The sequence below is a fragment of the Corynebacterium sp. KPL1824 genome (assembly GCF_000478095.1).
Lineage (GTDB): Bacteria > Actinomycetota > Actinomycetes > Mycobacteriales > Mycobacteriaceae > Corynebacterium > Corynebacterium accolens.
The window spans coordinates 319,159-343,601 of the sequence record NZ_KI515749.1; the positions used below are offsets into that span (position 1 = coordinate 319,159).

A 24,443-nucleotide genomic window follows, 5' to 3' on the forward strand; every position below is an offset into this window, starting at 1 on the left:
AAGGTAAGACATACTAATGTCGCTTCTCACTCTGGAATCGTCCGCCTTGGCAGAACTTGCCGCGAAAGTCCGCGAAGAATATGCGGGACTGAAGGCAAAGGGCCTCAAGCTGGATTTGACCCGTGGCAAGCCATCGAAGGCGCAGCTCGATCTCTCCAACGCGCTGTTATCGCTGCCGGGTGAGGGAAACTACACCGATTCTGAAGGCGCTGACCTGCGCAACTACGGCAACCTGAAGGGCGTGAAGAAGCTGCGTGAGCTGTGGGGCGAGTTAATCAATATTGACCCAGAGCTCTTGCTGGCCGGCGATAGCTCCTCGCTCAACATCATGTTCGACCTCATTTCTTGGTCCTATATCTTCGGCACCAATGATTCGCCGCACCCGTGGAGCGAGGAAGAAACCGTCAAGTGGATCTGCCCGGTTCCCGGCTATGACCGGCACTTTGCCATCACGGAGCTCTTCGGCTTTGAGCTGGTGACTGTGCCGATGGAAGACGACGGCCCAGATGTCGAGGCCATCGCTAAGCTCGCCCAGGACCCACAGGTCAAGGGCATGTGGCTCATCCCCATGTTCTCCAACCCCACCGGCGTACTCATCTCGGAGGAAAAGACCCGCCGCCTGGCAGAAATGGACACCGCGGCGCCCGATTTCCGCATCGTGTGGGATAACGCCTATGCAGTACACACGCTGACAGAGGAGTTTCCGGAAGTCTTGCCGGTGCTGGACATCGCCAAGCAGGGCGGGCACCCCAACCGCTTCTGGGCCATGTCCTCGAGCTCCAAGGTCACCTTCGCGGGCTCTGGCGTGAGCTTTTTCGGGTCCTCGGCGGAGAACCTTGATTGGTACCTGGCGAACGCGGGCATCCGCGGTATTGGGCCCAACAAGATTAACCAGTTCGCCCACGCCGAGTTCTTCGGCTCCGCGGACGGCGTGCGCGAGCTGATGCGCCGCCACGCCGAGCTGCTGGCGCCGAAGTTTGCCGCCGCGCGTCGCATCTTGGACGAGCGCCTGGGCGAGTACGGCGTGGCGGAATGGACCGACCCAGCGGGCGGCTACTTCATTTCCATGGACGTCGTCGATGGCACCGCTACCCGCGTGTGGGAACTGGCCAAGGACGCCGGCATCGTGCTCACCAAGGCGGGCGCGGCCTACCCGCACGGCCGCGATGAGAATGACCGCAATATCCGCCTTGCGGTGTCGCTGCCGCCGCAGGAGGAAATCGAGGAAGCCATCGACGGCGTTGCCACCTGCGTGCTCCTGGCGGCCATCGAAAAGGCGGAGGGCTAAAATCAACGCCGACGAATCCGCCGTGTGGCTCAGCGAGGTCATCCCGGCTCCCCTGGAGTTCCGGTACGTCGACGGGCGCAGGCTGGGTTTAGCCACGCTTGCCGATGCCCAATCCCTCGCCCTCACCACCACCTTCAACGACGTCGATACCGGCCTGCGCAGCGATGCCGAAGGCCTAGATGTGCGCTGCGAATTGGTCACGGTGGCGCGCGTGGGCCAGCCCGAAGTCGCCGCCGCCGTGGGGGCTGCGGCCGCGAAGCTAGAGAAGGCGGGCGGCCTCTTGCCCGCGCAGCCCGGCGTCTTGCTGCCGTCGCTTTTAGATCTCCCTGGCGAGCAGACCGTGCACCACGGGCTGCTCATCGCCCCGTACCTCTGGGGCGGGCAGACGCCGCAGTACCGCGAGGATGACCGCCTGACGCTCGTGCTGCAGTTGGTCATGCTGACGGATGCGGAATATGCGTTTGGGGTGGAAGAGGGCGTCGGCAAGCTGCAAGAGGCTGTGGCCGAGCAGGGCATTGACCTGCTGGACTGGTCGCGCGAGGGTTAGCCGGTAAACTGGCTAACCGTGGCTTTATACCGGAAATACCGTCCAGCAACGTTTGCCGAGGTCGTGGGGCAAGAGCAGGTCACCACGCCGCTATCTGCCGCCCTCGACGCGGGGCGCATCAACCACGCCTACCTCTTTTCCGGCCCGCGCGGCTGCGGTAAGACGTCTTCGGCGCGGATTATGGCCCGGTCGCTCAACTGCGAGCACGGGCCCACCTCGACGCCGTGCGGCAAGTGCGATTCGTGCGTGTCGCTCGCGCCCGGCGGTCCGGGCAACCTGGACGTGACGGAGCTCGACGCCGCCTCGCACAATGGCGTGGAGGACATGCGCGAGCTGCGCGACCGCGCCTACTATGCGCCGGCGGAATCGCGCTATCGCATCTTCATCATCGACGAAGCGCATATGATTTCCCCGTCCGGTGCCAATGCGCTGCTCAAGGTGGTTGAAGAGCCGCCGGAGCACGTGATTTTCATCTTTGCGACGACGGAGCCGGAAAAGATCATCGGCACCATTCGCTCCCGGACGCACCACTATCCCTTCCGCTTGCTTACCCCGCCCGCGATGAAGGGGCTGCTGCAAAGGACCGTCGCCTCTGAGGGCGTGCAGGTTGAAGACGCCGTCTATCCCATGGTCATCGAGGCCGGCGGTGGCTCCCCGCGCGATACCTTGTCGCTGTTGGACCAGCTTTTGGCCGGTGCGGGCCCCGATGGCTTGACCTATGACCTCGCGCGCCCGCTGCTGGGGGTTACGGACGTCACGCTTCTCGATGACACCATCGCTACCCTCGCCGAAAACGACAAGGCCGGCCTCTTCGCGCAGATCGACAGCGTCATCGAGGCTGGCCACGACCCGCGCCGCTTCGCCGTGGATCTGCTCGACCGCTTGCGCGACCTGATGATCCTGCAGGCCGTGCCGGACGCCATCGATGCCGGCCTGGTTTCCGCGCCTACCGACCGCGCCGAGGTGCTCACCGCCCAAGCGCAGCGTTTTTCCGGCCCGCAGTTGACTTATCTTGCCTCCACCGTCAATGACCGCATCAGCGATCTGACCGGGGCCACCTCGCCGCGTCTGCTGCTCGAAATCATGTGCGCACACCTGCTCATCGGTACCTCGTCCGGCGCGGCGCCGGGTGCAGCTCTGGGCGCCGCGAGCCAGCCAGGCCAATTGCCTCAGGCCGCCCAACCCAGCGGCGCCCCGCAATCCGCACAGGCAAGCCAGCCCAACCAGGCCGGCCAAGGGGCACAATCGGCGCAGGCAGCGCAAGCAGGACAGCCAGGACAATCGGGCCAGGCGGCACCCTCTGCGGGAAACGGCCCCGCCTTTTCGGGTGCCCAAGACCCGCAGTCGGCAGCGGCCGCCATCATCGCGCGGCGCCGCGCAAAGTCCCAGGCCCAGCAAAACCAGCCTGCTCCGGGCTCCACCGCACCGGCGGAGCCACAGCAACGACAAAACCAGGCCGCCACGGGCCCTACTGGCTCAGAGGTGCCTGCACAACAATCAAATCAAGCGGCCGCTGGCACCGAGGCACAGTCGGGGCAAGCAACATCACCGTCACCATCGTCTCAACCGGAGGCAACGGCGCAGCAATCGCGTGGCGAGCATGAGGGTCCTGCGCAGTCGGCGCAGGCCACCCCGGCTGAGCAGTCTGCGCAGCCAGCACCGGCGGCGCAACATGAACAGCCAGCGCAAACGGAGTCGACAGGGGCTGAGAATCAGGGACGATCTGAGTTGTCCCAAGAACAACCGAGCGCGGAGCATGCGCAATCGGCGCAGGCTGATTGGGCTGGGCGGCCTGAGCAGCAGTCCACGGATTCGCAGTCTAGCGATGTGCCTGAAAAGGACGCTTCGCCTGCTGGAGCAGGCGACGACGTAAAAACTGACGTCGGCGCGGATCCATGGGGCCAGGAGCGCCAGGTTCCGCAGAATGCGCCAGCCCGCGGCAACGGCCAGGCGGAGCCGCTGGAGAAGCCGGTGCCGGCGGCGCCCGCGCAGTCGGAGGGGCAGCAACAAGCCCAGGCAGAACAACCGCAGGCGCAAGGGGCATCGGCAAGCGGCGATGACGGTGACTTGGTGGAGGCAGTGAAGCGGAAATGGGTGGAGCTGAGGGGGAGCGTCGGCAAGCGTAATAAGGTCGCCGAAATCATGCTTGCCGAAGCCCGCGTGCTCGGGTTCCGCGATAATACGCTGACGCTGGGGCATACCACCGGTGCGCTGGCAGAACGCATCAATGCGCCGGCGAATAATTCCGTTATCGTGGACGTGCTGCGGGAGGAATTCCAGCGCGATATTGAGGTCAATTGCGTGGTGGGCACGGACCCGAAGACCGCCGGTTTCGATGCGCCGCGGGCCCCGCAAGCTAAACCCGAATGGAACCCCAACGCGCCCGAACGCGAGCCCAGCGATGACAAGGAGGCGGAGAGTAAGCCCGGGTGGCGCTCGCGCATCGCCAAGGCAAGCGAGGTGGCGAAGCAGCGCGATGAGGAATTCGCGCGCACGCCGCAATTTAGCAACGGGGTGCCGCTGCCGCCTGAGCCGGAGGGCCCCGCGGACGAGCCGCCGCCGGAAGAACCGCCGGCCTATACCCGCGATGACGAAGAACGCGACATGGTCGAAGCCGCGCAGTCCGCAGGCGAAATGGACCACCGCAGCGCCACCGAGGTGGCGATGGAGCTCGTGGAAAAGGAACTAGGCGCTCGCCGTGTCTAGGACTGTGGCACGGTAGACTCGGGCGGTAGCAAAGCTATTGAGAAAGGACGAAAGCTATGGCTGAACAAGATTCCACCCCACAACCCAACGACATGAATGACCTCATCGCGCAGGCCGCGCAGGTGCAGGCCGAGCTGCAGAAGGCGCAGGAAGAAATCCTGGCCACCAACGTTGAGGGCAGCGCGGGCAATGGTCTGGTTAAGGTGACCATGACCGGTGGCGCCGAGCTGGTAGACCTGCAGATTGATAAGTCCGTGGTTGACCCGGAGGACATCGATACGCTGCAGGACCTGGTGATGGGCGCGTTTAAGGATGCCCACGCCGCTGCGGGCAAGCTGGCACAGGAAAAGATTGGTCCCCTCTCGCAGGGCATGGGCGGCCAGGGCGGACCGTCGATGGATGACATGTTCGGCGGCAATTTCTAGCTGGGCGATATTCTAAAAAGGCCGTTGTCCCGATAGTGGGGCCGCGGCCTTGACGTAATTTTGGGAGTTGTGGTGTTTGAAGGACCTCTGCAGGACCTCATTGATGAGTTTTCGCGCCTGCCGGGCATCGGCCCGAAGTCGGCGCAGCGTATCGCGTTTCATGTGTTGCACATGGAACCGGAGGATATCGAGCGCCTGCAAAATGCCTTAGGCGGGGTGCGCGACGGCGTTACTTTCTGCCGCATCTGTTGCAATATTTCGCGCGAGGATGTGTGCCGGATTTGCATCAATTCGCAGCGCGACGCCTCGACCATTTGTGTTGTGGAGGAGCCGAAGGACATCCAGGTCATCGAGCGCACGGGTGAGTACGAGGGCCGCTACCACGTCCTCGGCGGTGCGCTGGACCCGCTGGCCAATGTTGGGCCGAAGGATTTGAATATTTCCACGCTCCTCCAGCGCTTGGGTGGGGTGCTGCCGGATAGGGAGTTGGCGGATTCCACGCCGGAGGCCCCGCTTTACGACGACACCCCCACCATCCACGAGGTCATCCTCGCCACCGATCCAAATACGGAGGGCGAGGCCACCGCGGCGTACCTGGTGCGGTTATTGCGGGACTTTCCCGATTTAAAGATCACCAGATTGGCCTCCGGCATGCCGCTCGGAGGCGATTTGGAGTTCGTGGACGAGCTCACTTTGTCCCGTGCGCTTTCGGGGCGCTTGACCATTTAGGAGTCCGCAGCACCGACCGCGGTGCCGCTCTGTTTCTTGGGGTTTAGGGCACGTCGGTGGTTGGCCCGCGTGGCGCCCGGCCGGTGAAGACTGGGGGAGGCGCATTCGGCTCAGGCGGCGAAGCCGAATGTGACGGTGCAGCGGAACCCGGCGGGTGGGCTGGGCGGTCCGCGTGGCGGGGATGCGGCGGCAGCCAGGCGATGCGCCCGTTGACGCGCGCCATCCGCCCGCGCCCCGGAAGGCCGTTGATGGAATTGTGGTACGGGCACAAGAGGCACATATTCGCCGGATGGGTGTGGCCACCGCGGGCATATTCGAAGATGTGGTGGGCTTGGCATTCGGCGGCGGGGCGCCTGCAAGAGGGCCAGGCGCAGCGCGCGCCTTCGGCCTCGAGCATGCGGCGCTGCTTGGCGGAGGCGTGGCGGGCGCGGTAGAGGTTGACGGGGCCTTCCTCGGGGTGGATGAGGGTGAAAAGCCCGGCGCCGGCGAGCGTGCGGCGGATAAGGTCGGCGCCGGTGATGGTGGCGCCGTTGGTCATGGCGAGGCGGACTTCGGAGCCCTCGCCGCGCATGATCTTCAGGTAATCCGGCAGCTCGATGATGACATTGGTGGTCACGCTGGCCGGCGCGACGGCGCGGGAACCGGTGAGCCAGGCGAGGGGATCGCCCTTCGCGGTGGCCCAGATATCGGCCATTTCGGCGGCGGGGCCGGTAAAGCTCAGCGTGGTTTTCTCGCCGTGCAGGATGCGGCGCCCGCCGTCTTCGCGCTCGGGCGGCGGGGCGATGTCGCGTAGCAGGCGGGTGGCGGCGCGGGACACTTCGGCGGTGGTCCCGGCGGTGGCGCACAGCGTTTCGCGGAAGCGCCAGCGCTCGGTGGGATTCTTCACCCGCCGGGAGCGGCGCGCGATGAGCGCGAGCGTGTCCAGGCTGTGCTGGTTGCGGCGCGCGGCGGCTAGGGCGCGGCGTTGATAGCGCGAGTGGCTGGTGGGAGCGAGGAAAGCCTCGGCGGTGCGGCGCAGCTCGCGCGCTTGGTCCGCAGGCAGGGGCAGGTCAGCGGCAGCGTAGGCCTCTTCAATCAGGTCTACGCCGCGCTTGGTGATGTCCCCCAGCTGCTCCAATAACGTCATACCCCGCAGCCTAGGGTTGGGGACTGGGAGCTACAAGGCGGCCGAGCCCGGCCTGTGGATAACTTGGCTCAAATCGGCCCTTTTGGGTCGTGAGGGCCGAGAATTGGCGAAGTTATCCACAGGTTTAGCGCTGGGAGCGCGGCGGCTCGGCGGCGTTGAAGCGCTCGGTGCGCAGGCGGTCGACCGCGGGGATGTCCAGCGGATCGAGATCGGCGAGCGGGACACCCATGGCTTGGGCGAGGAGCAGATCCGCGAGCTGCGGGTTCCGGGCAAGCGCCGGGCCGTGCATATAGGTGGCGATGACGCTGCCCTGCACGGCGCCTTCGTAGGTGCGCTGGGTGGAGCCATCGGCAAGATCTTCGGTGGCGGCCCGGTCGGCGTTGCCGTTACCGCGGGTGAGGGTTCCCAGCGGTTGGGCGGACGGGCCGAGGATGGTCGCGCCCAAGTGATTTTCGAAGCCGGTGAGCGGCTCGGTGAGATCTGCGGTCACGCCGGCGCCGGTAGGGGCGGAAGAAACCTCGCCGATGGCGCGGTCTTGCATGCCGGCGGTGGTGGCATCGATAAGCCCGACGCCGTCGATAATGCGTCCGGAGGCGCGGAAGGACTCGCCCAGGACCTGCAAGCCGGCGCAGATGGCCAAGATGGGGCGGCCGGACGTGGCGGCGCGGGTCAGCCCGCCATCGGCAATGAGGTGTTCTGCGGCAAGAATCTGCGCGGTGTCTTCGCCGCCGCCGATGGTATAAATATCCAGCGTCTCGGGCACGGGTTCGCCAAGCCGGATGGGGTGAATCTCGGCGTCGAGGCCGCGCATGCGGGCGCGTTGGCGCAGGACGAGGGCGTTGCCGTCATCGCCGTAGGTACCGAGGACATCGGGAAGCACTAGGCCGATATTAAGCATTATTAGCCTCCTTGGACAGGGCCTTTTTCAGATCGCGGAAGGCGGTGTAATTGGCAAGGACCTCGATGCGGCCCTCGGGGCAGGCGGCGAGCGCATCCATGGGATCCGGGATGAGCTCGTGGGTGATATCCGCGTAGACGAGGCGGACGGCAAGGTCGGTGCCGCGCTCGCCGGCGGCCTTGACGCTGAGACCGTTAAAGCCCTCGAATTTTACGTCCCAGAGCCAGGACATGTCGATGCCATCGGCAACCTGCCCGTTCGTGGCGATGACCAGCCCATCGGCGCTGCGGTCCACCATGGACAGGGCCTCTTGCCAGCCGGCGGGGTTCTTGGCCAGCAGCAGGCGAATCTCGCGGCCCTTCCAGTGGATGGTGGAATACCGGCCGGCGACGTCATCGATGCTTTCTGCCGCGGCAATTGCGCGGTCCAAGTCCACGCCGAAGCCCTCGACTGCCGCAGCGATGGCCTGCGCCGCGTTACCGCGATTGGCGCGGCCCGGCAGCGCCAGGTTGAGCGGGCGCTTTGCGGTGGGGGTGATGACGCCATGCTTATCGATGCCCCACGTCGGCTGCGGGCGGCGGAACTCGCGGCCATCGGCAAGCGGCTTGACCGCGTACCAGTCATCCTCGGTGCGCACGACGTGGCCGCCGGTGCGCGGGCAGGTGACGGAATCGCCGAGCCAGCCGGCGCCGGCGGAGACCCAAATGATGTTCTTGGCGTCATAGGCCACCGAGGTCATGAGCACGTCATCGCAATTGGCGATGACCAGCATGTCCGGGTGGGCCTCCACGGCGCCGCGGAGGGCGCGTTCGATCTTGTTGATCTCGCCGACACGGTCGAGCTGATCGCGGGTGAGGTTGAGCAGGACGAGCGCCTGCGGGGTGAGGTTATCGGCGACGTGCGGCACGTGCAGCTCGTCGACCTCGAGGACCAGGTGCGAGGCGTCCTTGCCCGCCATGAGCGCGGAGATGATGCCGGCGTCCATGTTATCGCCGCCGTCGTTGGTGGCGACCTGGTGCTCGGCGCGGACCGCGGCGGCGAGCATACGGGTAGTGGTGGACTTGCCGTTGGTGCCGGTGACCAGCACGGCCGGGCGCCCGCCGCCCAGGTTGGTCATGATGGAGGGATCAATGGCATTGGCGATAAGGCCGCCGATCATTCCGCCGGCGCCCCGGCCGGTGGCGCGGGAAGCGGTGGTGGCCAGCTTCGCGGCGGATGTCGCGGCGGTGGTGCGCAACTTCTTCAAGGCACCCGGGACTGAAAAACTCATGCCCCCTAGGGTAGTCGGGGAAGCGGCCTAGGCGTTGTTCTTGGGCGCCGAGCCGCCAGAATTTCGCCGCCCCCGGCCGCGCCCGCCGCGCCTGCGCCGCCGCTTCTGGCTCTTGCTCTGGTTATTTCCGCCGCTTTTTTGCGGGGGTTGGCGCCGCGCAGTGGTGGTGGGGTCTTCGATGCGGGTGAGGGCATCGAGAAACGCGGCATCAGACATCAGCGGGATGCCCTTGCGCTGGGCGTGCATGGCCTTGCCCACGAGATCCGTGGTGACGTTGCACACGACAAGCGATGCCTCGCGGGTGAGCTTCTCTGAATAGTTCAGCTCCTCGCGCATGAGGGCGGAGATAATCGTATCCGGGTCCTCCAGGATTTCGGGGGCCACGACGATTTCCATGCCGCGGCGCAGTTCCTTGCCGGGCTCGTACTTGCCGGGGTTGTGGTGCTGCACGGGGGCTTCGGCGGCATCGACGCGCACGTGCGAGCGCTGCAGGCCAAAGCGGTCGGCGCGGACATCGTCTGGGGCATAGCTGCGCACCGGGCCGCGTTGTTGGTGCTGGTAGAGCTGGATGAGCAGCTCCGTCTCCTCGCGCGAGGTCTCCTGCTCCGGGCGGCGGGCGCGTTCCACCGTTGCCTTGGGATCGGCAGCCAGGCCATTTTGCTTAGCGACGCCCCTCAGCCGCACATCATTCGACCGCACCCCCTGCGCATACGAGGTGGCCAAGGTGTCGATGATGCGCACCGGGGCGGGCATGTGGCCCACCTTTTGGCGGCGCCGCTTGCCCTTATTGCGCCCGCGGTTGCGCGCGCGGTTTTGGCGGGCGGCGGTCATCATGGCGCGGCGGGCCTCGGCGACGATAAAGCCCCAGGTATAGGGGATATCGTGGACGACGAGGGTGCGGCCATCGATAAGCTTATCCAGCGATTTGAGGATCCTGCTAAAAGCAGGGGCCTGCTCGATATCCGCGACGGTCAGCCCGTGGAGGTGGTGCGGGCCGGCGTCGATATCCGGCTTGAGCACGGCGTGGAAGCGCTGGCCAATATCGCCGGCATTATCGAAGGCCACCGCATCGATGGTGACTATGCGCCCGGTCGAGGGGTGGATGCCCGTGGTCTGCAGCGTGAGGGCCACGTAGGGGTGCTTGGTGACGGTCTCGGCTTTTTCCGGCTGCTTTTGCGCGGCGTTGTCCGCGCTGGATGCGGAGGTTGATCCGGTTGATTCGGTCGGGGCAGACGAAGCGGTTGGGCCGGCTGGAGTTTTCGGCGTTGCAGGACCGCCGGAGGGACGGACGGCGCGACGCGGCCGAGGCCGGCGCGGGCCTGGTTTGGCCATACCTGTGCTGTTGGGGACGCTGGTGCTGGATTCGCTTTGGGAGTTGGGGCCCGGCTTGCGCTGCTGTGCCGCAGCTTTGGTCTCCGGCTGGGCAGGGTTGGTGGAGTCGGCTGCGGAGTGAGGGGACGCCTGGGCGTGGGTCCTAGCCGCATGCTGGGACGCCATGGTCGCCGGCGAAGGAGCCTGCGGCGACCGTGGGGAGGGGCCAGGTGTGTTATTCATCAACCTAAGTCTAGTATCCCGGAATTCCTGTGGCGGGACAGGGCGCGCCGGGCCTTTTCGTTGCCTAATCCGGTTTAGTGGACACTAAACCGCGACGATGAATACGGTCACCAGCGCCACGACGGCGACTAGGGCTATGGCCGTGACCCACCACCCGGTGTGGCGCGTGGGCTCCGGGGTGGCGGTGACGGCGCGAAAGCTGCTGGTTTCGAAGGTCTCGGTCGCCGCCTGCGTGGTCGGGGTGGCCACGGCCACCGAGTCCTCGTTGGAGGCGGGAAGCGGGTCGCCGGCGTAGATGCTCAGCACACGATCGTTGCCGCGCGGGGCGTGGTAGGCGTGGGCGAGGATGGGGGCATCGGCAAGCGGGGGCAGCGAGGGACCCGGGGACAGTGTGGTGAGGAATTTAGGGCCGAAGAAGACGTCGACGGCGTTGGCGGAGGGCACGAGGTTGACCAGCACGTGCATCCGGGCCTGGGCCGGGATGTCGAGATCCGCGGGGAGATCGGTGATATCGATGGGCGGGGCGTAACCCAGCATCGTATAGGGGCCGCCGGGCGGATTATTCGCTGGCAGGCAGAGCCCGGGGCGGGGAAGCAGGAGGGTGACGTGGCCATCGGCATGCGGCTGGGCCGTGGCGGCCGGGGTGAGACCGGCGCGAAAAAGCAGGTCGATCTCGGGGTATTCCGCGCGGTCCGCGGCGCTAATGGTGCCTATCTGTTCTTGGGTTTCCACGCTTAAACCGCCCTCCTGGCCGGGAGCCAGGGTGACGGTAAATTCCTCCGTGCCCTTCACCGATGCGCCGTGAATGGGCAAGGCCTGCACCGCGCCGAGGCCGCGGTGGGGGATGAGGTAGGTAGAAGAAGGCATAGTCGATCTTCTACCATGCTCGGCTGCGTCCGCGTTAGGCCAACGCGCGGTTTACTGCGGAGGTAATCGCGTTGATGGAGGCGCGGGTCGTGGAAGCGGCGATGCCCGCGCCCCAGACCTTGTTCTGGTTGACGTCGGCGGCAATGTAGCAGGCGGCCTCGGCATCATCGCCGGCCGAGCGCGATTGCTGGGAGTAATCGATGACATCGAAGTCGATGCCCAAGGACTCCAGCGCATTGGCGTAGGCGGCGATGGGGCCGTTGCCGGTGCCGGTGACCTCGGATTCCTTGCCGTTGTAGGTCACGGTGGCGGTGACGGTGGCATCGGTATCTTCGGCGGAAATATTGTCGATCTCAAACGATTCCAGCTGCAGCGGGGTGGTGCGGTCCAGGAATTCGGTGGCGAAGATGTCCCACATATTCTTGGAATTGACCTCGCCGCCTTCGGTATCGGTGATTTCCTGCACGACGGTGGAAAACTCCGCCTGCATGGCGCGCGGCATATTGATGCCGTGGTCGGTCTTCATGATGTAGGCGACGCCACCCTTGCCGGACTGGGAGTTGACGCGGATAACGGCCTGGTAATCGCGGCCCACGTCCTTCGGGTCGATGGGCAGGTAAGGAACCTCCCAGATGGCATCGCGCAGCTCTTCCCAGCTGACGTCGGTGGAATTGGCCTCCGGGCGCACCGTTGCGGCCAGCGCGTCCAGGCCCTTATTGATGGCATCCTGGTGCGAGCCAGAGAACGCGGTAAAGACCAGTTCACCGCCGTAGGGGTGGCGCTCGGGAACGCGCAGCTGGTTGCAATATTCCACGGTCTCGCGGATCTTGGGCAGATCGGTGAAGTCGATCTGGGGGTCAACGCCCTGGGTGAGCATGTTCAGGCCCAAGGTCACCAGGTCCACGTTGCCGGTGCGTTCGCCATTGCCAAACAGGCAACCCTCGATGCGGTCGGCGCCGGCCATATAGCCCAGCTCGGCGGCGGCAACGCCCTCGCCGCGGTCATTGTGGGGGTGCAGCGAAATCAAGATGGAATCGCGCCGGGCCAGGTTGCGGTCCATCCACTCGATGGAATCGGCGTAGACATTCGGCGAAATCATCTCCACCGTGGACGGCAGATTGATGATCATCGGGTTCTCGGGGCTCGGATCCATGATGGCGACCACGTCATCGCAGACCTCGCGGGCGAAATCCAGCTCGGTGCCGGTAAAGGACTCAGGGGAGTACTCCCAGCGCCAGTTGGTATCGGGGTAGTCGGCGGCGATGGATTTGATGAGCTCGGCGGCATCGGTAGCCAGCTTCTTGATGGCCGGCTTGTCCTTGCGGAAGACCACGCGGCGCTGCAGCTTCGAGGTGGAGTTATAAAAGTGCACGATGACGTTCTTGGCGCCGGCGCAGGCCTCGAAGGTGCGGCGGATCAGGTGCTCGCGGGCCTGGACTAGGACCTGGATCGTGACGTCCTCTGGAATCTTATCGCCCTCGATGATTTCGCGGACGAAGTTGAAGTCCGTCTGGGAGGCGGACGGGAAGCCCACCTCAATTTCCTTGTAGCCCATCTGCACCAGCAGGTCGAACATGCGGTGCTTGCGCTCGGGGCTCATGGGATCGATCAGCGCTTGGTTGCCATCGCGCAGGTCCACGGCGCACCACTGCGGGGCGTGGGTGATCTTCTTGCTCGGCCAGGTGCGGTCCGGCAGGTCGATGTCCTCGACCTCTACGGCGAAGGGCTGGTAGCGCTCGAACGGCATGGAGGAGCCGCGCTGCTTATTCCAGGCGGGTTGTCCCTCGCGGGGAGGGCCTGCAGGGGTGGTGATTTCGCGGGGTGCGCTGATGAAGGAATCGTTGGGAGACATGGGGTGCGGTGTCCTTAATGTGTTTGGTGTCGGGAAGTGCGACGGCCAGCTGGGCTAAGGATTGCCAGACTCCGCGACGGGGCGCTGGCCGTAGGTTTAGGCCGAAATCCCGCCGCGGCAGATAAGGAGTAGGTCGTTCCGCAATGTCATACCGGTCACACTACAGAGAATCTCACTGTGTGGCAACATATTTCATTCAGCGGGACGCGCGGGCCCGTGGCGTACCATGCTAGTGTGCCTATCGCTCCTACCACCCGCCGCCCCACGGTGACGTCCACGCTGCGCTGCTGGTTTTATGCCGCGCTCGTGGCGGTTGTAGGCACGGCGATTCGCCTCAGCGTGCTCGCGGCGATGGCCGCGGCGCAGGGCGATTCGCTGTGGGGGCTGCTGAATAAATGGGACGCCAACTACTACGTCGAGATCGCCCGCGCGGGCTATGGCGGCGCGGGCGGTGCGCCGGTGGAAGAAACCACCCTCGCCTTCTTTCCCGGCTTCCCGCTGGTGGTGCGGATAGTCAGCAACCTGCTGGGCACGGATGTTGCGGGCACAGCGATAGTCCTCAATCTCTTTTTCACCATTGCCTTGGCGGCGGGTGTTATGGCGCTGGCCCGGCAGATGGGCATGGACACGCGCGGCCAGGTGCTCGGCGCGACGGTGGTCACCAGCGCGCCTATGAGCATCGTTTTTTCCATGCCCTATACGGAGGCGCTCTTCGGCGCGCTCGCGATCTGGTCCGTTGTGATGCTGCATGGTAAGCGTTGGATCGCGGCCGGGGTGCTGACTTTTCTTGCCGCCTTCGTCCGTCTGACTGCGGTGGATCTCATTGTGGTCTTCGCACTCATGGTGCTCTGCAAGGCGCGGCGCACCTGGTGGGCCTGGCTCAGCGTGGCGGTATCGGCGTTGCCCGTGGCCGGCTATATCTGGTGGGCGAATCGCCATTTATCCGGCGCCGGTGGGTATTTTGGTTTGCAGGAAAAACACTGGAATTCCGGATTCGACGGCGGCCGCGCGACGGTGTCCTGGGTGGCGGAGACGCTTTCTAGCGCCACGAATGGTGGCTACCTGCTCAGCGCCGCGGTGATCATCGCCGCCCCCATCTGCCTGCTGGCTGCCTGGGGGCGCCTCCCGCTGCCGGCCTGGCTATTTGCTGCGGTGCTGATGGCCAATGTGCTGCTTTCCGATGGCATCATGCATTCTCGCCCACGCCTCTTACTGCCCGCAGTGGTGGTCATGGTGCCGTGGGTGGGCAAGAAGGGGGCATCGGCAAGCGTGGCCGTAGGCGCCTGGGTGCTCTTCGGCGCCTGGTTTTCGGCCTATATGCTGGCCGTATTCGAGTGGGCCATCTAGCTGCGCTGGCTGACCGGGTTGCGCGACAAAATGATGGTCGCGGCGATCATGACGCCGAGCGCGGCCACCATGACAAGCCAGCCGGCGGTGGAATCGATGAGGAATTTCTCGCCCAAGACCATATAGCCCAAGCCGAAGGCGACGATGGGCTCGAAGATGGTCATGGCCGGCAGCGACTGCGCCAGCGGGCCGGCGTTAAAGGAGTATTGCTGCACGACGGTGCCGGTCAGGGCGAGGCCGATGAGGCCGTAGAACTGCCAGCTGCCCACCAAGACGCTCAAGCCCTCGTGGGTGAAGATGTCCACCACGGCCTTAGAGAGCAGCGCGACGAAGCCATAGATGACGCCGCAGGCAGTGCCCAGGGCAAGCGGGCGCTGCTCGCGGAATTTATGGCCGGCCACGCCCAACGCGACCAGGGTGGCCAGGCCCAATAGCAGCGCGGGCCACCACTGGCTCCACTCGGGCCGGGGATTGCCGGCAACGGGGCGGCCGTAGACCACCATCACGCCGACCGCTACCGTGAGCGCAATGGACCAGAACGTCTCGTGCACGGGCATGGGGCGCTTGGCATACCAGGCCGAAAGCGGCAGGGTAAACATGAGCGAGAGCACCAAAATGGGCTGGACCACCAGCAAGGTACCAAAGCCCAGGGCGACGACTTGGAGGCCGTAGGCGAGTATGGCCGCGCCGGTGCCGACCCACCACAGTGGGTTGGTCATGGCGGAGCGCATGACTGAATCGTCTGCTTCAAGGGCGATGCGGTGGCGAACGACCGTGCCCCAAGCAACCGTAAGCGCGGAGGCGAGCGCGAAGAATACGGCCAGGAAGTTGCTTAACACCCGCTCAACGCTAGTAAAAAAGTGACGGAGATGCATTTTGCTTAGCGATGCCGCCCCCGCTCCGCCGCCTCGCGTACGCACGGGGGTGGGTGTGAATAAAATAAAAGTATTGTTTCGGAATTATGATGAGGTGTAGCGCCTTGCGGGGTAGCATAGGAATTTGACTAGTGTCCGACAGGTATTTCTGTGGCGCGCCTGCGCCCAGGAGTGCCTTTTAAAACGAAAGGTGGCAACCACACCGTGGCCCTGATCGTTCAAAAATACGGCGGCTCCTCCCTCGAATCCGCAGATCGCATCCGCGCGGTAGCGGAGCGGATTGTGGCCACTAAAAAGCAGGGCAATGATGTCGTCGTGGTGTGTTCTGCAATGGGGGATACCACCGATGAACTTCTTGACCTTGCAGCGCAAGTCAATCCCGTTCCCCCGCAGCGCGAAATGGATATGCTCCTTACCGCGGGCGAGCGCATCTCCAATGCGCTAGTGGCCATGGCGGTGGAGTCCCTGGGTGCGAAGGCCCAGTCCTTTACCGGCTCCCAGGCGGGCGTGCTGACGACCGAACGCCATGGCAATGCGCGCATCGTTGACGTTACCCCCGGCCGCCTGACTGAGGCCCTAGAGGATGGACAGATCTGCATCGTGGCCGGCTTCCAGGGCGTGAATAAGGACTCGCGCGATGTGACCACCCTGGGCCGCGGCGGGTCCGATACCACTGCGGTCGCCCTGGCCGCGGCGCTGAAGGCGGATGTGTGCGAGATTTACTCCGATGTCGATGGCGTCTATACCGCCGATCCGCGCATTGTTCCGGATGCGCAAAAGCTAGAAAAGCTCTCTTTTGAAGAGATGCTGGAAATGGCCGCCGTAGGATCCAAGATTCTGGTCCTGCGCAGCGTGGAATACGCTCGCGCTTTCAATGTTCCGTTGCGAGTTCGCTCGTCTTATTCAAATGACCCCGGCACGTTGGTGACCGGCTCGATGGAGGATATCCCCGTGGAAGAAGCAGTACTTACTGGTGTAGCAACTGATAAATCCGAGGCGAAGGTAACCGTGCTGGGCATCCCAGATCGCCCGGGCGAGGCCGCGAAGCTATTCCGCGTCATCGCCGATGCGGAGATCAATATTGACATGGTGCTGCAAAACGTCTCCTCCTTGGAGGACGGCACCACCGATATCACCTTCACCTGCCCGCGCGCCGATGGCCCCCGCGCGATGGAACTATTGAGCAAGCTGCAGTCCGAGGGTGGCTGGTCCAATGTGCTTTACGATGACCAGGTGGGCAAGGTCTCCCTCGTCGGCGCCGGCATGAAGTCCCACCCCGGCGTGACGGCGGACTTTACCGAGGCCCTGCGCGATGTGGGAGTGAACATGGAGCTTATTTCCACCTCCGAAATCCGCATCTCCATGCTGACCCGCGAGGCGGACCTAGAGAAGGCGGCGCGCGCCCTGCACGATAAATTCCAGCTCGGCGGCGAGGAAGAAGCCACCGTCTATGCTGGAACCGGACGCTAAACCAGAACAAATAAAGAGGAAGACAATGACTACCGTTGCAGTCGTCGGCGCTACCGGCCAGGTCGGCCGCGTGATGCGCTCCATTTTGGAAGAACGCAATTTCCCGGCGGATAAGGTGCGCTTTTTCGCCTCCGCCCGCTCGGCCGGCACCGAGCTGGAATTCCGCGGCGAGCAGATCGAAGTGGAGGACTTGGCCGAGGTCACCGAAGAGTCCGTGGCCGATGTCGATATCGCGGTATTTTCCGCGGGCGGTTCCACCTCTGAGAAGTGGGCCCCGGTCTTCGCCGCCGCGGGCGCTACCGTGGTGGATAATTCTTCGGCCTACCGCAAGGACCCAGAGGTCCCGCTCGTGGTATCGGAGGTAAACCCCGAGGAGGCGAAGAACCCGCCGAAGGGCATCATCGCCAACCCGAACTGCACCACCATGGCCGCCATGCCGGTGCTGAAGGTGCTGCACGATGCCGCCGGGCTTAACAAGCTGCACGTATCGTCCTACCAGGCGGTATCCGGATCCGGCCTGGCGGGCGTGCAGACACTCGCCGCGCAGGTCTACAGCGTGGGCGATCACAACGTAAACCTGGTCCACGATGGTTCTGCGCTCGATGATGAGGACCTGGGGCCTTTTGTTGCGCCCATCGCTTATAACGCCCTGCCCTTTGCCGGCAACCTCGTCGATGACGGCAGCAATGAGACCAACGAGGAGCAGAAGCTGCGCAACGAATCCCGCAAGATTCTCGGCCTGCCGGACCTCAAGGTCGCCGGCACCTGCGTGCGCATTCCCGTCTTTACCGGCCACACCCTGACCATCCACGCGGAGTTCGACAAGCCCATCACCCCGGAGCAGGCCACCGAGCTTCTGGGCGATGCCCCAGGCGTGACGCTTGCCGATGTCCCCACCCCCCTCGCCGCCGCCGGCAAGGACGATTCCTTGGTCGGGCGCATCCGCCAGGATCAGACGGTAGATGACAACAAGGGTCTCGTGCTCGTCGTCTCCGGCGATAACCTGCGCAAGGGCGCAGCGCTTAATACCATTCAGATCGCAGAACTGTTGGTATAGGCCCGCAAGGCACCACCGCGCCGGGCAGAGCTGCGAAGCCTTGCCCGGCGCTTTGCAATATGAAAAATCGGCTCCTCGCTTCCCACCGCGGGAAGGAGGAGCCGAATTACGTTTTGCTTCGCTAAGGCTTAGTCCTTAGCCTTCGTCTTTCTTGCCAAAGTCCAAGTCACTATCAACGGAAGGTACTTCCGGCTTCGTGTGCTGGACGTAGGTGACGGAAGGCGCAGGCTCTGAACGGTCGTAGTCGAGCTCATCGTCCTCTTCGAGCTCCTCGTGGATATCCTCGGCGAGGTGATCGATGAATTCTTGCGTGTGCATATTGGAGGCTGCGGCTAGCATGCGCAGCTCGCGCTCGTTCTTCTTGGTAAAGCGCTCGCGCGGGTCCAGCTTGCGGGCGACGAGATCGTGGGCGCGCATGCGGCGATCGGATTCATCGGCAAGCATGCCGCGGTTCTTAATGCGGTTATAAACCATCACGACAATCATCAGCAGGCCAAGGTAACCCAGGATGGGGTAGACGTTGCTGACCAGGGACTGGAAGCCGATGAAGGACAGGATGAAGCCGATGATGCAGGATGCGGCGTATACGGGGTAGAAGCGCTTCGGGTTATTGCGGGTCAGGCGCTTGCCCAGGGCGTAGAACATACCGATGGCTGTGTTAAAGACCATGCCGTAGATGACGAAGGTCATCAAGATGCCGAGAACCGGGTGGATGCCGGTAATCAGCTTCAGCACCGGCATGTCCTCGCCGTTGACGTCCTTGGCCTCGAAGAAGAGGGCGAAGACGAGCAGGGCCAGCAGGATGAGGTAAAGGAAACCACCGATGAGGCCACCGATGCCCACGGCGCGGTTATCTAGGAAGTTACCGCCGATGACGATGGACATGGACACGGCCGTCATGACGTTCAGGCCGGTGTAGTTCAGGGCGGAGAGCCACCAGTTAGGCAGCGAGGTATTGACGTTATCGATGGCCCAGGTATTCAGGGATGCGAAGTCCACATCGGCCGTAAGGATGGTGTAGCCGGTGGCCAGTACCACGAAGACGATGATGAACGGGGTGATGGTACCGATGACGCGGGTGACGCGGTCCACATCCATAAGGCCCACCAGCAGCACGAGGATCAGCATGACGGTGCCGCCGACCCACACGGGGATGCTGGGGAATTGCTGGTTGATATTGGAGCCACCACCGGCGAACATGACGAAGCCGATGGAAAACAGCGTAATCAGCGTGGACCAGTCCAAGATCTTGGCGGTGACTGGTGAAGCGATCTTGTTGTAGACAGCGGTGTGTTCCACCGCCTGGAAATAGGAGCCCAGCTGCAGGATGGACACGCCGGTGACCATCATGAGGGCGGCGGCGAGGGCGATGCCCCACAGGCCCCATTCACCGAAAGCTACGAAGTACTGCATGGCTTCTTGGCCCGAGGCAAAGCCTGCGCCCACCACGACGCCAATAAACGCCATGGAAATTCCGACTGCGCGTTTAATCATGAGGGGAGAAACTCTCTTACTCACACTCGCCGGGCCCGGCTTTGGGAACGCGCGGGCCCGGATCGACGGTCGATTTATCACGTGTGTGTATCTAATAGAATCACATTTCACCCGTTACTTCACAGCTGAAATCGTGTCACTTTAGTATTTTTCTACCCCGACCTCAGGCCGCATGCGCCCGCTGCGCTGCCCTAAGTACCTGCACTTTGATAAGTATTGCGGCGAAAGTATGCGTCTAGGTGGTCGAACATTCGGGGGTATTAATTTGCGCCCTCGATGAGGTCCTTGCGGGCGCGCGCCACGCGGGAGCGGATGGTGCCAACGCGCACCCCGGCGATCTTGGCCGCTTCCTCATAGGTATAGCCCAGTACCTGGGTGAGGATGAGGGCTTCGCGGCGGTCGGCGGGGAGGGCATCGATAAGCGCCCGGGCATCGATCCAATCGCTCCAGGAGCCGGAGTTTTCCGCGGCGGAGCTCATGGCGTCCTCGTATTGCGTGGCGGACTTGCGGGGCCGGGCCATGTCGTGGCGGATATTATCCACCCAGACGCGCCGGGCCAGCGAGAGCAACCAGGTGCGCGCGGAAGAGCGGGCGGCAAAGCGCGGCAAGGCGCCGATGACGCGCAGGTAGGTCTCTTGGGTGAGGTCGTCGGCGATTTCGGGGCCACCCAGGTGGGCGAGCAGGCGCCAGACGTCATCCTGGGTGGCCTTGATGAACTCCGTAAGCGCTGCTCGGTCGCCGCGCCCAGCCCGGAGGGCGAGCTCGGTGACGCGGGCGTCGTCTGCTGCGGAGTGGTGTGTCACCTGAATGAATCTACCAGTAGCACCTGGATTTCTTATCCAAGGTTGCGGTGGCTGGGACACGGGCAAGCAACACGTGCGCGCGCAAGGTAGCGCAGCGCCGTTAAACGTAGTAAACTATGGGTTGTCCGTGATTGATAATTGACCCCAAATTATCGACTGATTGCCAGGAGGCAAAGACATACCATGACTAATTCCACCGCTGATGACATCTTGAACAAGGGACAGCGTCCCGCAGGTAAGGGCACCACGACCCGCCCGTCCGGCCAACCCGTGCCGTCCGAAAACACGTCCGTGACCGCCGGCCCCCAGGGCCCGGTCGCGCTCAACGATATTCACCTCATTGAAAAGCTCGCCCACTTCAACCGCGAGCGCGTGCCTGAGCGTACCCCGCACGCCAAGGGCCACGGCGCCTTCGGTGAGCTGCACATCACCGAAGACGTGTCCGCCTACACCAAGGCCAAGGTCTTCCAGAAGGGCACCGTCACCCCGATGATGGGCCGTTTTTCCACCGTCGCCGGCGAGCAGGGCTCCCCGGATACCTGGCGCGACGTGCACGGCTTTGCCCTGCGCTTCTACACCGAAGACGGCAACTTCGACATTGTGGGCAATAACACCCCGGTATTCTTCCTGCGCGATGGCATGAAGTTCCCGGACTTCATCCACTCCCAAAAGCGCCTGGGTGCTAATGGCCTGCGCGATGCCGATATGCAGTGGGATTTCTGGACCCGCAACCCGGAATCCGCTCACCAGGTGACCTACCTGATGGGTGACCGCGGCACCCCGAAGACCACCCGCCACCAAAATGGCTACGGTTCCCACACCTTCCAATGGGTCAACGAAGACGGCGAGGCCTTCTGGGTCAAGTACCACTTCATCTCCCGCCAGGGCGTAGAGAACTTCACCGATGAAGAGGCCACCGTGGAAGCCGGTAAGAACCCGGATAGCCACCGCGCGGACCTCTACAACGCCATCGAAGAGGGCAACTACCCCATCTGGGACGTCAAGGTGCAGATCATGCCGCTTGCTGAGGCTGAAGACTACCGCTTCAACCCCTTCGATCTGACCAAGGTCTGGTCCAAGAAGGATTACCCATTGCACGATGTGGGCTACTTCGAGCTCAACCGCAACCCGCGCAATTTCTTTGCCCAGATTGAGCAGGTTGCACTCGATCCCTCCAATATCGTGCCGGGCGTTGGCCTGTCCCCGGATAAGATGCTCCAGGCCCGCGTCTTTGCCTATGCTGACCAGCAGCGCTACCGCATCGGGCCGAACTACAAGCAGCTGCCGGTCAACCAGCCGCGCAATGCGGAGAAGGTCAATACCTACGAGCACGAGGGCCCCATGCAGTATTTTTACAATGCTCCAGAGGATCCGGTGTACTCGCCCAACCGCCATGCTAAGGGTGCGGGCGTGCTTGACGATGCCTCCGTAAACAACCGCGAGGACCTCGAGACCACCACTGCGGCAGACTTCTATGTGAACCCGGATCCTCACGGCCAGGACTTGGTCCGCGCACCGTATGTGCGCCACGCGGAAGACGATGACTTTGTGCAGGCCCGCGACCTGTACGAAAACGTCTACGACGACGCCGCCAAGGAGCGCCTGGTCACCAATATCACCAACGCGATGGCCGGCGTCTCCGAAGAAACCGAAGAGCGCGTGTACCAGTACTGGACCAACGTCCACCCGGACTTGGGTCAGCGCGTGCGCGAGGTCTTCGCTGAAAAGAAGTAGCCCGCCGCTGCGCTTGTACTGCTTCTTAGAGGCATAAAACACAGGCCGCCTTCGACCATCTGCTGTCAGTTGGGGCAGTTGGCCGAAGGTGGCTTTTGTGGTTTTTCTACGCTGGGCTAGTTGCAGCGGCGCATATCGTCTGCAACGAATTGAGGCGCGCCCTGGTTAAGCCATTTATCCACGTCATAGCACGGCTCGCTCATCCCCGAGGTGGCTTGGCCAATCGGGCGGATGACCGTCCATGCGCCATCGACAAAGTGGGCCCATACGAGCCAATCTGTTTGGTTTTGACCAAAGTGTGCCCAAGTGCCATCGCAATCGAGCACCACAATATTGCTCATATCGGGGGCTAGGGGAGCAAAGGATGCTGGTGAGCAATCGCCCTTTGCTTGCTTGGCAGTAGTGGTGACCGTGACCTCTTGCGGGATGGGCTGCTGCGCGTGCGTCTGTGCGGGCGAGGTTGCTGGGGCATCGGATGTAGTAGCCGTCGTTGGCTCCGGAGAGCTCGTAGCGCTGGAGCTGGACTGCGCCACGGCATCGGAAAATTGGGGCTCGCTAGGGTTGGCGGAGTTATCGGCATCATCGGCGCAGGACACCAGTGCCATGCTCAGCGGAAACGCGGCCGCGCAGGCTAGCGTGCGGGAGAGAACGGATTTTCGGGGGACAGGCATGTCTTAATAGTAGATTCTCTTTGTTATGCGCGGGGATCGGCGCGCCTGCAGAAAGGGAATGACCTGCAGCGATAGGTTACTAGCATGACCAAAAGCCTTGCCTCGACCGCGTCTACTGCGTCCGCGAGTTCCTCGCGGTGGCGCACGCTCTTATTGCTCGTATTGCTCGCCGTGCCGCTTATCGTTGGTACCGCAGTGGCGACCTGGTCGCAGTGGGAACCGGCGCACGCGTGGTCGAGCGCCGCGCAGCCTTATGGCGCACCGCAGGCGAATTCGGCATCGCCAGAGCTCAAGGAAGCTGCCGAGGCAGCCAGCCGCGCCCAAGCGCAGGCCAGCATCTTGAAATCCGGCGCGGACCGATTGAACAAAGGCACCAGCGAGTTGGATAAGGGCGCGGGCGAGCTAGGAGAGGGCGTCGAAAAGCTCGCTGGCGGTTCGCAAGAGCTGGTGGCGGGGCTGAACCAGCTGCAGTCGGGGACGAATACCCTCGGCGGAGGGGCGACGGAGCTGGCCAATACCGTTGGCGGGGCCGTCGACCAGGTCGTTGGCCTGGGAGCCGTCCAAGGCCAAATCCTGGAGGCCATCGATGGCACGGTGCGCGATTTGGAGGGAAATGATTCCAAGGAAGCGAAGCAAGTGCGCTCGCAACTGGGGGATCTGCGCAAGCAGGTGGAAAACTTCCGCCTCGATGAATCCCTGACCGGGGAGCTGAAGAAGTTGAAGGATGGCTCGCGCGATCTGTCCAACCAGCTGGCGGTAAGCGGCTATGCCTACCACGACGGCATCAACCAGGCCGTGGCTGGTGCGCAGCAGCTCAACCAGTCCATCGTGGAGCTTAATAGCCGCGTGGATGAGGCACTCGATGGGGTGGGCAAGCTTGACGATGGCGCCGGCAAGCTCACCGGCATGGCAGAACAAAACCAATCGAACCTGGGCGAGGTGCAGCGCTCGTTGCCTCCCGCACACGTGGCGGCGGACGAGGATGCGCGCCAGCTGAGCCCGGTCATCGCCTTGCTCATTTCCGCGCTCGTCCTGCTGGCCGGATCCGCCGCCGGTGTGGCGTGGAAACTGGGATTCCGCCCGTGGTTGATGGTCCTCGGCGGCTCGCTGGCAGCGGTGGCCATCGGGGAGATCCTGCTTTACGTCCTGTCCATCGGCATTACTCCCATCGCCGCCGTGGCCGCCGGCGGGGCGCTCTTCCTGGGTGCGCTGTCCTCCGCGCTTATCGTGCGCGGCCTGCTCGAACTGTGCGGCATGACCGTGGGGTCCATCCTCGCTGCGCTCTTTGGCATTGGGCAGACCGCGTTGGTGGGCTGGCTGTGGAAATCCGCGGCCATCGCCGGGGTGGACAAGGTATGGCAGGTAGTGGCCAACCTTTTGCCGCTGAACTGGACGACGGCCGCCGTGACCGTGGCTGGCAACGACGGGGAGGCCGTGGTGATGTGGACGGGCCTTGGCGTCTTGGGCGCTATCACTCTGGTGGGCCTGAGTGCAGTGAAATGGCTCGTTCCTGTCAAAAAGATTCAAAAATCCGGCGCTAAAGTATGAAAATTTATACTTAAATAGACAAAAGCTTGTATAAAGCTGGCAATATTTGCCAGCGCTATGGCTGGAATACGATAAGTGTTATTCTTACTAGTGCTCACACCGCCTACTTAGGGGGTAGGCGAGCGGCTTGCGCCGTTGTGAGTGATAGGGAATAGGGACGACGCGGTGCTGTAGGGGCGCCG

The 24,443-nt window shown here is 63.6% G+C and carries 20 protein-coding genes; 10 read left to right on the forward strand and 10 right to left on the reverse strand.

From position 1 onward, the window contains the following. Nucleotides 1-16: 16 nt before the first annotated feature. From HMPREF1267_RS01455 to HMPREF1267_RS01475, 5 genes are all read left to right on the forward strand, one after another. Nucleotides 17-1,288 (forward strand): aminotransferase class I/II-fold pyridoxal phosphate-dependent enzyme, encoded by a 1,272-nt coding sequence (locus HMPREF1267_RS01455; RefSeq protein WP_023028150.1) that lies wholly within the window; start codon nt 17-19, stop codon nt 1,286-1,288. A 22-nt stretch (nt 1,289-1,310) separates the two neighbouring features. Then, complete coding sequence (locus tag HMPREF1267_RS01460; RefSeq protein ID WP_023028151.1) at nt 1,311-1,835, forward strand: suppressor of fused domain protein; 525 nt, start codon at nt 1,311-1,313, stop codon at nt 1,833-1,835. An 18-nt stretch (nt 1,836-1,853) separates the two neighbouring features. Further along, nucleotides 1,854-4,541 (forward strand): DNA polymerase III subunit gamma and tau, encoded by a 2,688-nt coding sequence (locus HMPREF1267_RS01465; RefSeq protein ID WP_034666775.1) that lies wholly within the window; start codon nt 1,854-1,856, stop codon nt 4,539-4,541. A 56-nt stretch (nt 4,542-4,597) separates the two neighbouring features. Further along, nucleotides 4,598-4,966 carry a YbaB/EbfC family nucleoid-associated protein gene (locus HMPREF1267_RS01470; protein ID WP_005276451.1) on the forward strand — a complete coding sequence of 123 codons (369 nt, stop codon included), beginning with the start codon at nt 4,598-4,600 and terminating at the stop codon, nt 4,964-4,966. A gap of 72 nt (nt 4,967-5,038) precedes the next feature. Continuing rightward, on the forward strand, nt 5,039-5,695 hold the full coding sequence (locus tag HMPREF1267_RS01475; protein WP_023016568.1) for a recombination mediator RecR: 657 nt from the start codon (nt 5,039-5,041) through the stop codon (nt 5,693-5,695). 43 nt (nt 5,696-5,738) lie between these two features. On the opposite strand, the gene HMPREF1267_RS01480 is transcribed toward HMPREF1267_RS01475, so the two are convergent. The 6 genes from HMPREF1267_RS01480 to leuA form a co-directional block, all read right to left on the reverse strand. Continuing rightward, a complete protein-coding gene (locus HMPREF1267_RS01480) occupies nt 5,739-6,821 on the reverse strand; it encodes an HNH endonuclease signature motif containing protein (RefSeq protein ID WP_023028153.1) in 1,083 nt (360 codons plus the stop codon). Nucleotides 6,822-6,945: 124 nt separating this feature from the next. Beyond that, on the reverse strand, nt 6,946-7,719 hold the full coding sequence (locus tag HMPREF1267_RS01485) for a type 1 glutamine amidotransferase (RefSeq protein ID WP_023028154.1): 774 nt from the start codon (nt 7,717-7,719) through the stop codon (nt 6,946-6,948). Beyond that, nucleotides 7,712-8,989, reverse strand: a complete 1,278-nt coding sequence (locus tag HMPREF1267_RS01490; RefSeq protein WP_023028155.1) for a MurT ligase domain-containing protein — start codon at nt 8,987-8,989, stop codon at nt 7,712-7,714. The genes HMPREF1267_RS01485 and HMPREF1267_RS01490 overlap by 8 nt, the downstream gene beginning before the upstream one ends. 27 nt (nt 8,990-9,016) lie before the next feature. Continuing rightward, nucleotides 9,017-10,321: an exonuclease domain-containing protein gene (locus HMPREF1267_RS01495; RefSeq protein WP_369707692.1), complete on the reverse strand. Its 1,305-nt coding sequence runs from the start codon at nt 10,319-10,321 to the stop codon at nt 9,017-9,019. Between the two features lie 306 nt (nt 10,322-10,627). Beyond that, complete coding sequence (locus HMPREF1267_RS01500) at nt 10,628-11,410, reverse strand: hypothetical protein (protein WP_023028157.1); 783 nt, start codon at nt 11,408-11,410, stop codon at nt 10,628-10,630. 34 nt (nt 11,411-11,444) lie between these two features. Next, nucleotides 11,445-13,262, reverse strand: a complete 1,818-nt coding sequence (gene leuA, locus HMPREF1267_RS01505) for a 2-isopropylmalate synthase (protein ID WP_023028158.1) — start codon at nt 13,260-13,262, stop codon at nt 11,445-11,447. A gap of 234 nt (nt 13,263-13,496) precedes the next feature. Here leuA and HMPREF1267_RS01510 point away from each other — a divergent pair, with 234 nt between their 5' ends. Then, nucleotides 13,497-14,609, forward strand: coding sequence for a mannosyltransferase family protein (locus HMPREF1267_RS01510; protein ID WP_232215090.1), 1,113 nt, complete (start codon nt 13,497-13,499; stop codon nt 14,607-14,609). Here HMPREF1267_RS01510 and HMPREF1267_RS01515 read toward each other — a convergent pair. After that, nucleotides 14,606-15,448 (reverse strand): DMT family transporter, encoded by an 843-nt coding sequence (locus HMPREF1267_RS01515; RefSeq protein ID WP_034666781.1) that lies wholly within the window; start codon nt 15,446-15,448, stop codon nt 14,606-14,608. The two genes, HMPREF1267_RS01510 and HMPREF1267_RS01515, sit on opposite strands and share 4 nt — an antisense overlap. 240 nt (nt 15,449-15,688) lie before the next feature. Between HMPREF1267_RS01515 and HMPREF1267_RS01520 the strand changes: the two genes are divergently transcribed. Continuing rightward, nucleotides 15,689-16,954, forward strand: a complete 1,266-nt coding sequence (locus HMPREF1267_RS01520) for an aspartate kinase (protein WP_023016575.1) — start codon at nt 15,689-15,691, stop codon at nt 16,952-16,954. Between the two features lie 25 nt (nt 16,955-16,979). Then, the gene (locus tag HMPREF1267_RS01525) at nt 16,980-18,011 is read left to right on the forward strand and encodes an aspartate-semialdehyde dehydrogenase (protein WP_023028161.1); all 1,032 of its coding nucleotides are present in this window, start codon (nt 16,980-16,982) and stop codon (nt 18,009-18,011) included. Between the two features lie 135 nt (nt 18,012-18,146). Here HMPREF1267_RS01525 and HMPREF1267_RS01530 read toward each other — a convergent pair whose 3' ends face one another. Continuing rightward, complete coding sequence (locus HMPREF1267_RS01530) at nt 18,147-19,505, reverse strand: membrane protein (protein ID WP_034666783.1); 1,359 nt, start codon at nt 19,503-19,505, stop codon at nt 18,147-18,149. A gap of 260 nt (nt 19,506-19,765) precedes the next feature. Further along, nucleotides 19,766-20,308: an RNA polymerase sigma factor gene (locus HMPREF1267_RS01535; protein ID WP_005276476.1), complete on the reverse strand. Its 543-nt coding sequence runs from the start codon at nt 20,306-20,308 to the stop codon at nt 19,766-19,768. Nucleotides 20,309-20,491: 183 nt separating this feature from the next. Between HMPREF1267_RS01535 and HMPREF1267_RS01540 the strand changes: the two genes are divergently transcribed. After that, a complete protein-coding gene (locus HMPREF1267_RS01540) occupies nt 20,492-22,042 on the forward strand; it encodes a catalase (RefSeq protein ID WP_023028163.1) in 1,551 nt (516 codons plus the stop codon). Between the two features lie 116 nt (nt 22,043-22,158). Here the strand turns inward: HMPREF1267_RS01540 and HMPREF1267_RS01545 are convergent, their stop codons facing one another. Further along, complete coding sequence (locus HMPREF1267_RS01545) at nt 22,159-22,713, reverse strand: hypothetical protein (protein WP_023028164.1); 555 nt, start codon at nt 22,711-22,713, stop codon at nt 22,159-22,161. An 84-nt stretch (nt 22,714-22,797) separates the two neighbouring features. On the opposite strand from HMPREF1267_RS01545, the gene HMPREF1267_RS01550 reads away from it, so the two are divergent. Then, nucleotides 22,798-24,261: a hypothetical protein gene (locus HMPREF1267_RS01550; protein WP_023028165.1), complete on the forward strand. Its 1,464-nt coding sequence runs from the start codon at nt 22,798-22,800 to the stop codon at nt 24,259-24,261. The last annotated feature ends 182 nt before the right edge of the window (nt 24,262-24,443 follow it).

Excerpts from the sequence above, each read along its gene's own strand:
- HMPREF1267_RS01455 (WP_023028150.1), top strand. The coding sequence starts at position 17 with ATGTCGCTTCTCACTCTGGAATCGTCCGCCTTGGCAGAACTTGCCGCG.
- HMPREF1267_RS01470 (WP_005276451.1), top strand. The coding sequence starts at position 4,598 with ATGGCTGAACAAGATTCCACCCCACAACCCAACGACATGAATGACCTC.
- HMPREF1267_RS01480 (WP_023028153.1), bottom strand. The coding sequence starts at position 6,821 with ATGACGTTATTGGAGCAGCTGGGGGACATCACCAAGCGCGGCGTAGAC.
- HMPREF1267_RS01485 (WP_023028154.1), bottom strand. The coding sequence starts at position 7,719 with ATGCTTAATATCGGCCTAGTGCTTCCCGATGTCCTCGGTACCTACGGC.
- HMPREF1267_RS01490 (WP_023028155.1), bottom strand. The coding sequence starts at position 8,989 with ATGAGTTTTTCAGTCCCGGGTGCCTTGAAGAAGTTGCGCACCACCGCC.
- HMPREF1267_RS01495 (WP_369707692.1), bottom strand. The coding sequence starts at position 10,321 with ATGGCCAAACCAGGCCCGCGCCGGCCTCGGCCGCGTCGCGCCGTCCGT.
- HMPREF1267_RS01500 (WP_023028157.1), bottom strand. The coding sequence starts at position 11,410 with ATGCCTTCTTCTACCTACCTCATCCCCCACCGCGGCCTCGGCGCGGTG.
- leuA (WP_023028158.1), bottom strand. The coding sequence starts at position 13,262 with ATGTCTCCCAACGATTCCTTCATCAGCGCACCCCGCGAAATCACCACC.
- HMPREF1267_RS01525 (WP_023028161.1), top strand. The coding sequence starts at position 16,980 with ATGACTACCGTTGCAGTCGTCGGCGCTACCGGCCAGGTCGGCCGCGTG.
- HMPREF1267_RS01530 (WP_034666783.1), bottom strand. The coding sequence starts at position 19,505 with ATGATTAAACGCGCAGTCGGAATTTCCATGGCGTTTATTGGCGTCGTG.
- HMPREF1267_RS01540 (WP_023028163.1), top strand. The coding sequence starts at position 20,492 with ATGACTAATTCCACCGCTGATGACATCTTGAACAAGGGACAGCGTCCC.
- HMPREF1267_RS01545 (WP_023028164.1), bottom strand. The coding sequence starts at position 22,713 with ATGCCTGTCCCCCGAAAATCCGTTCTCTCCCGCACGCTAGCCTGCGCG.
- HMPREF1267_RS01550 (WP_023028165.1), top strand. The coding sequence starts at position 22,798 with ATGACCAAAAGCCTTGCCTCGACCGCGTCTACTGCGTCCGCGAGTTCC.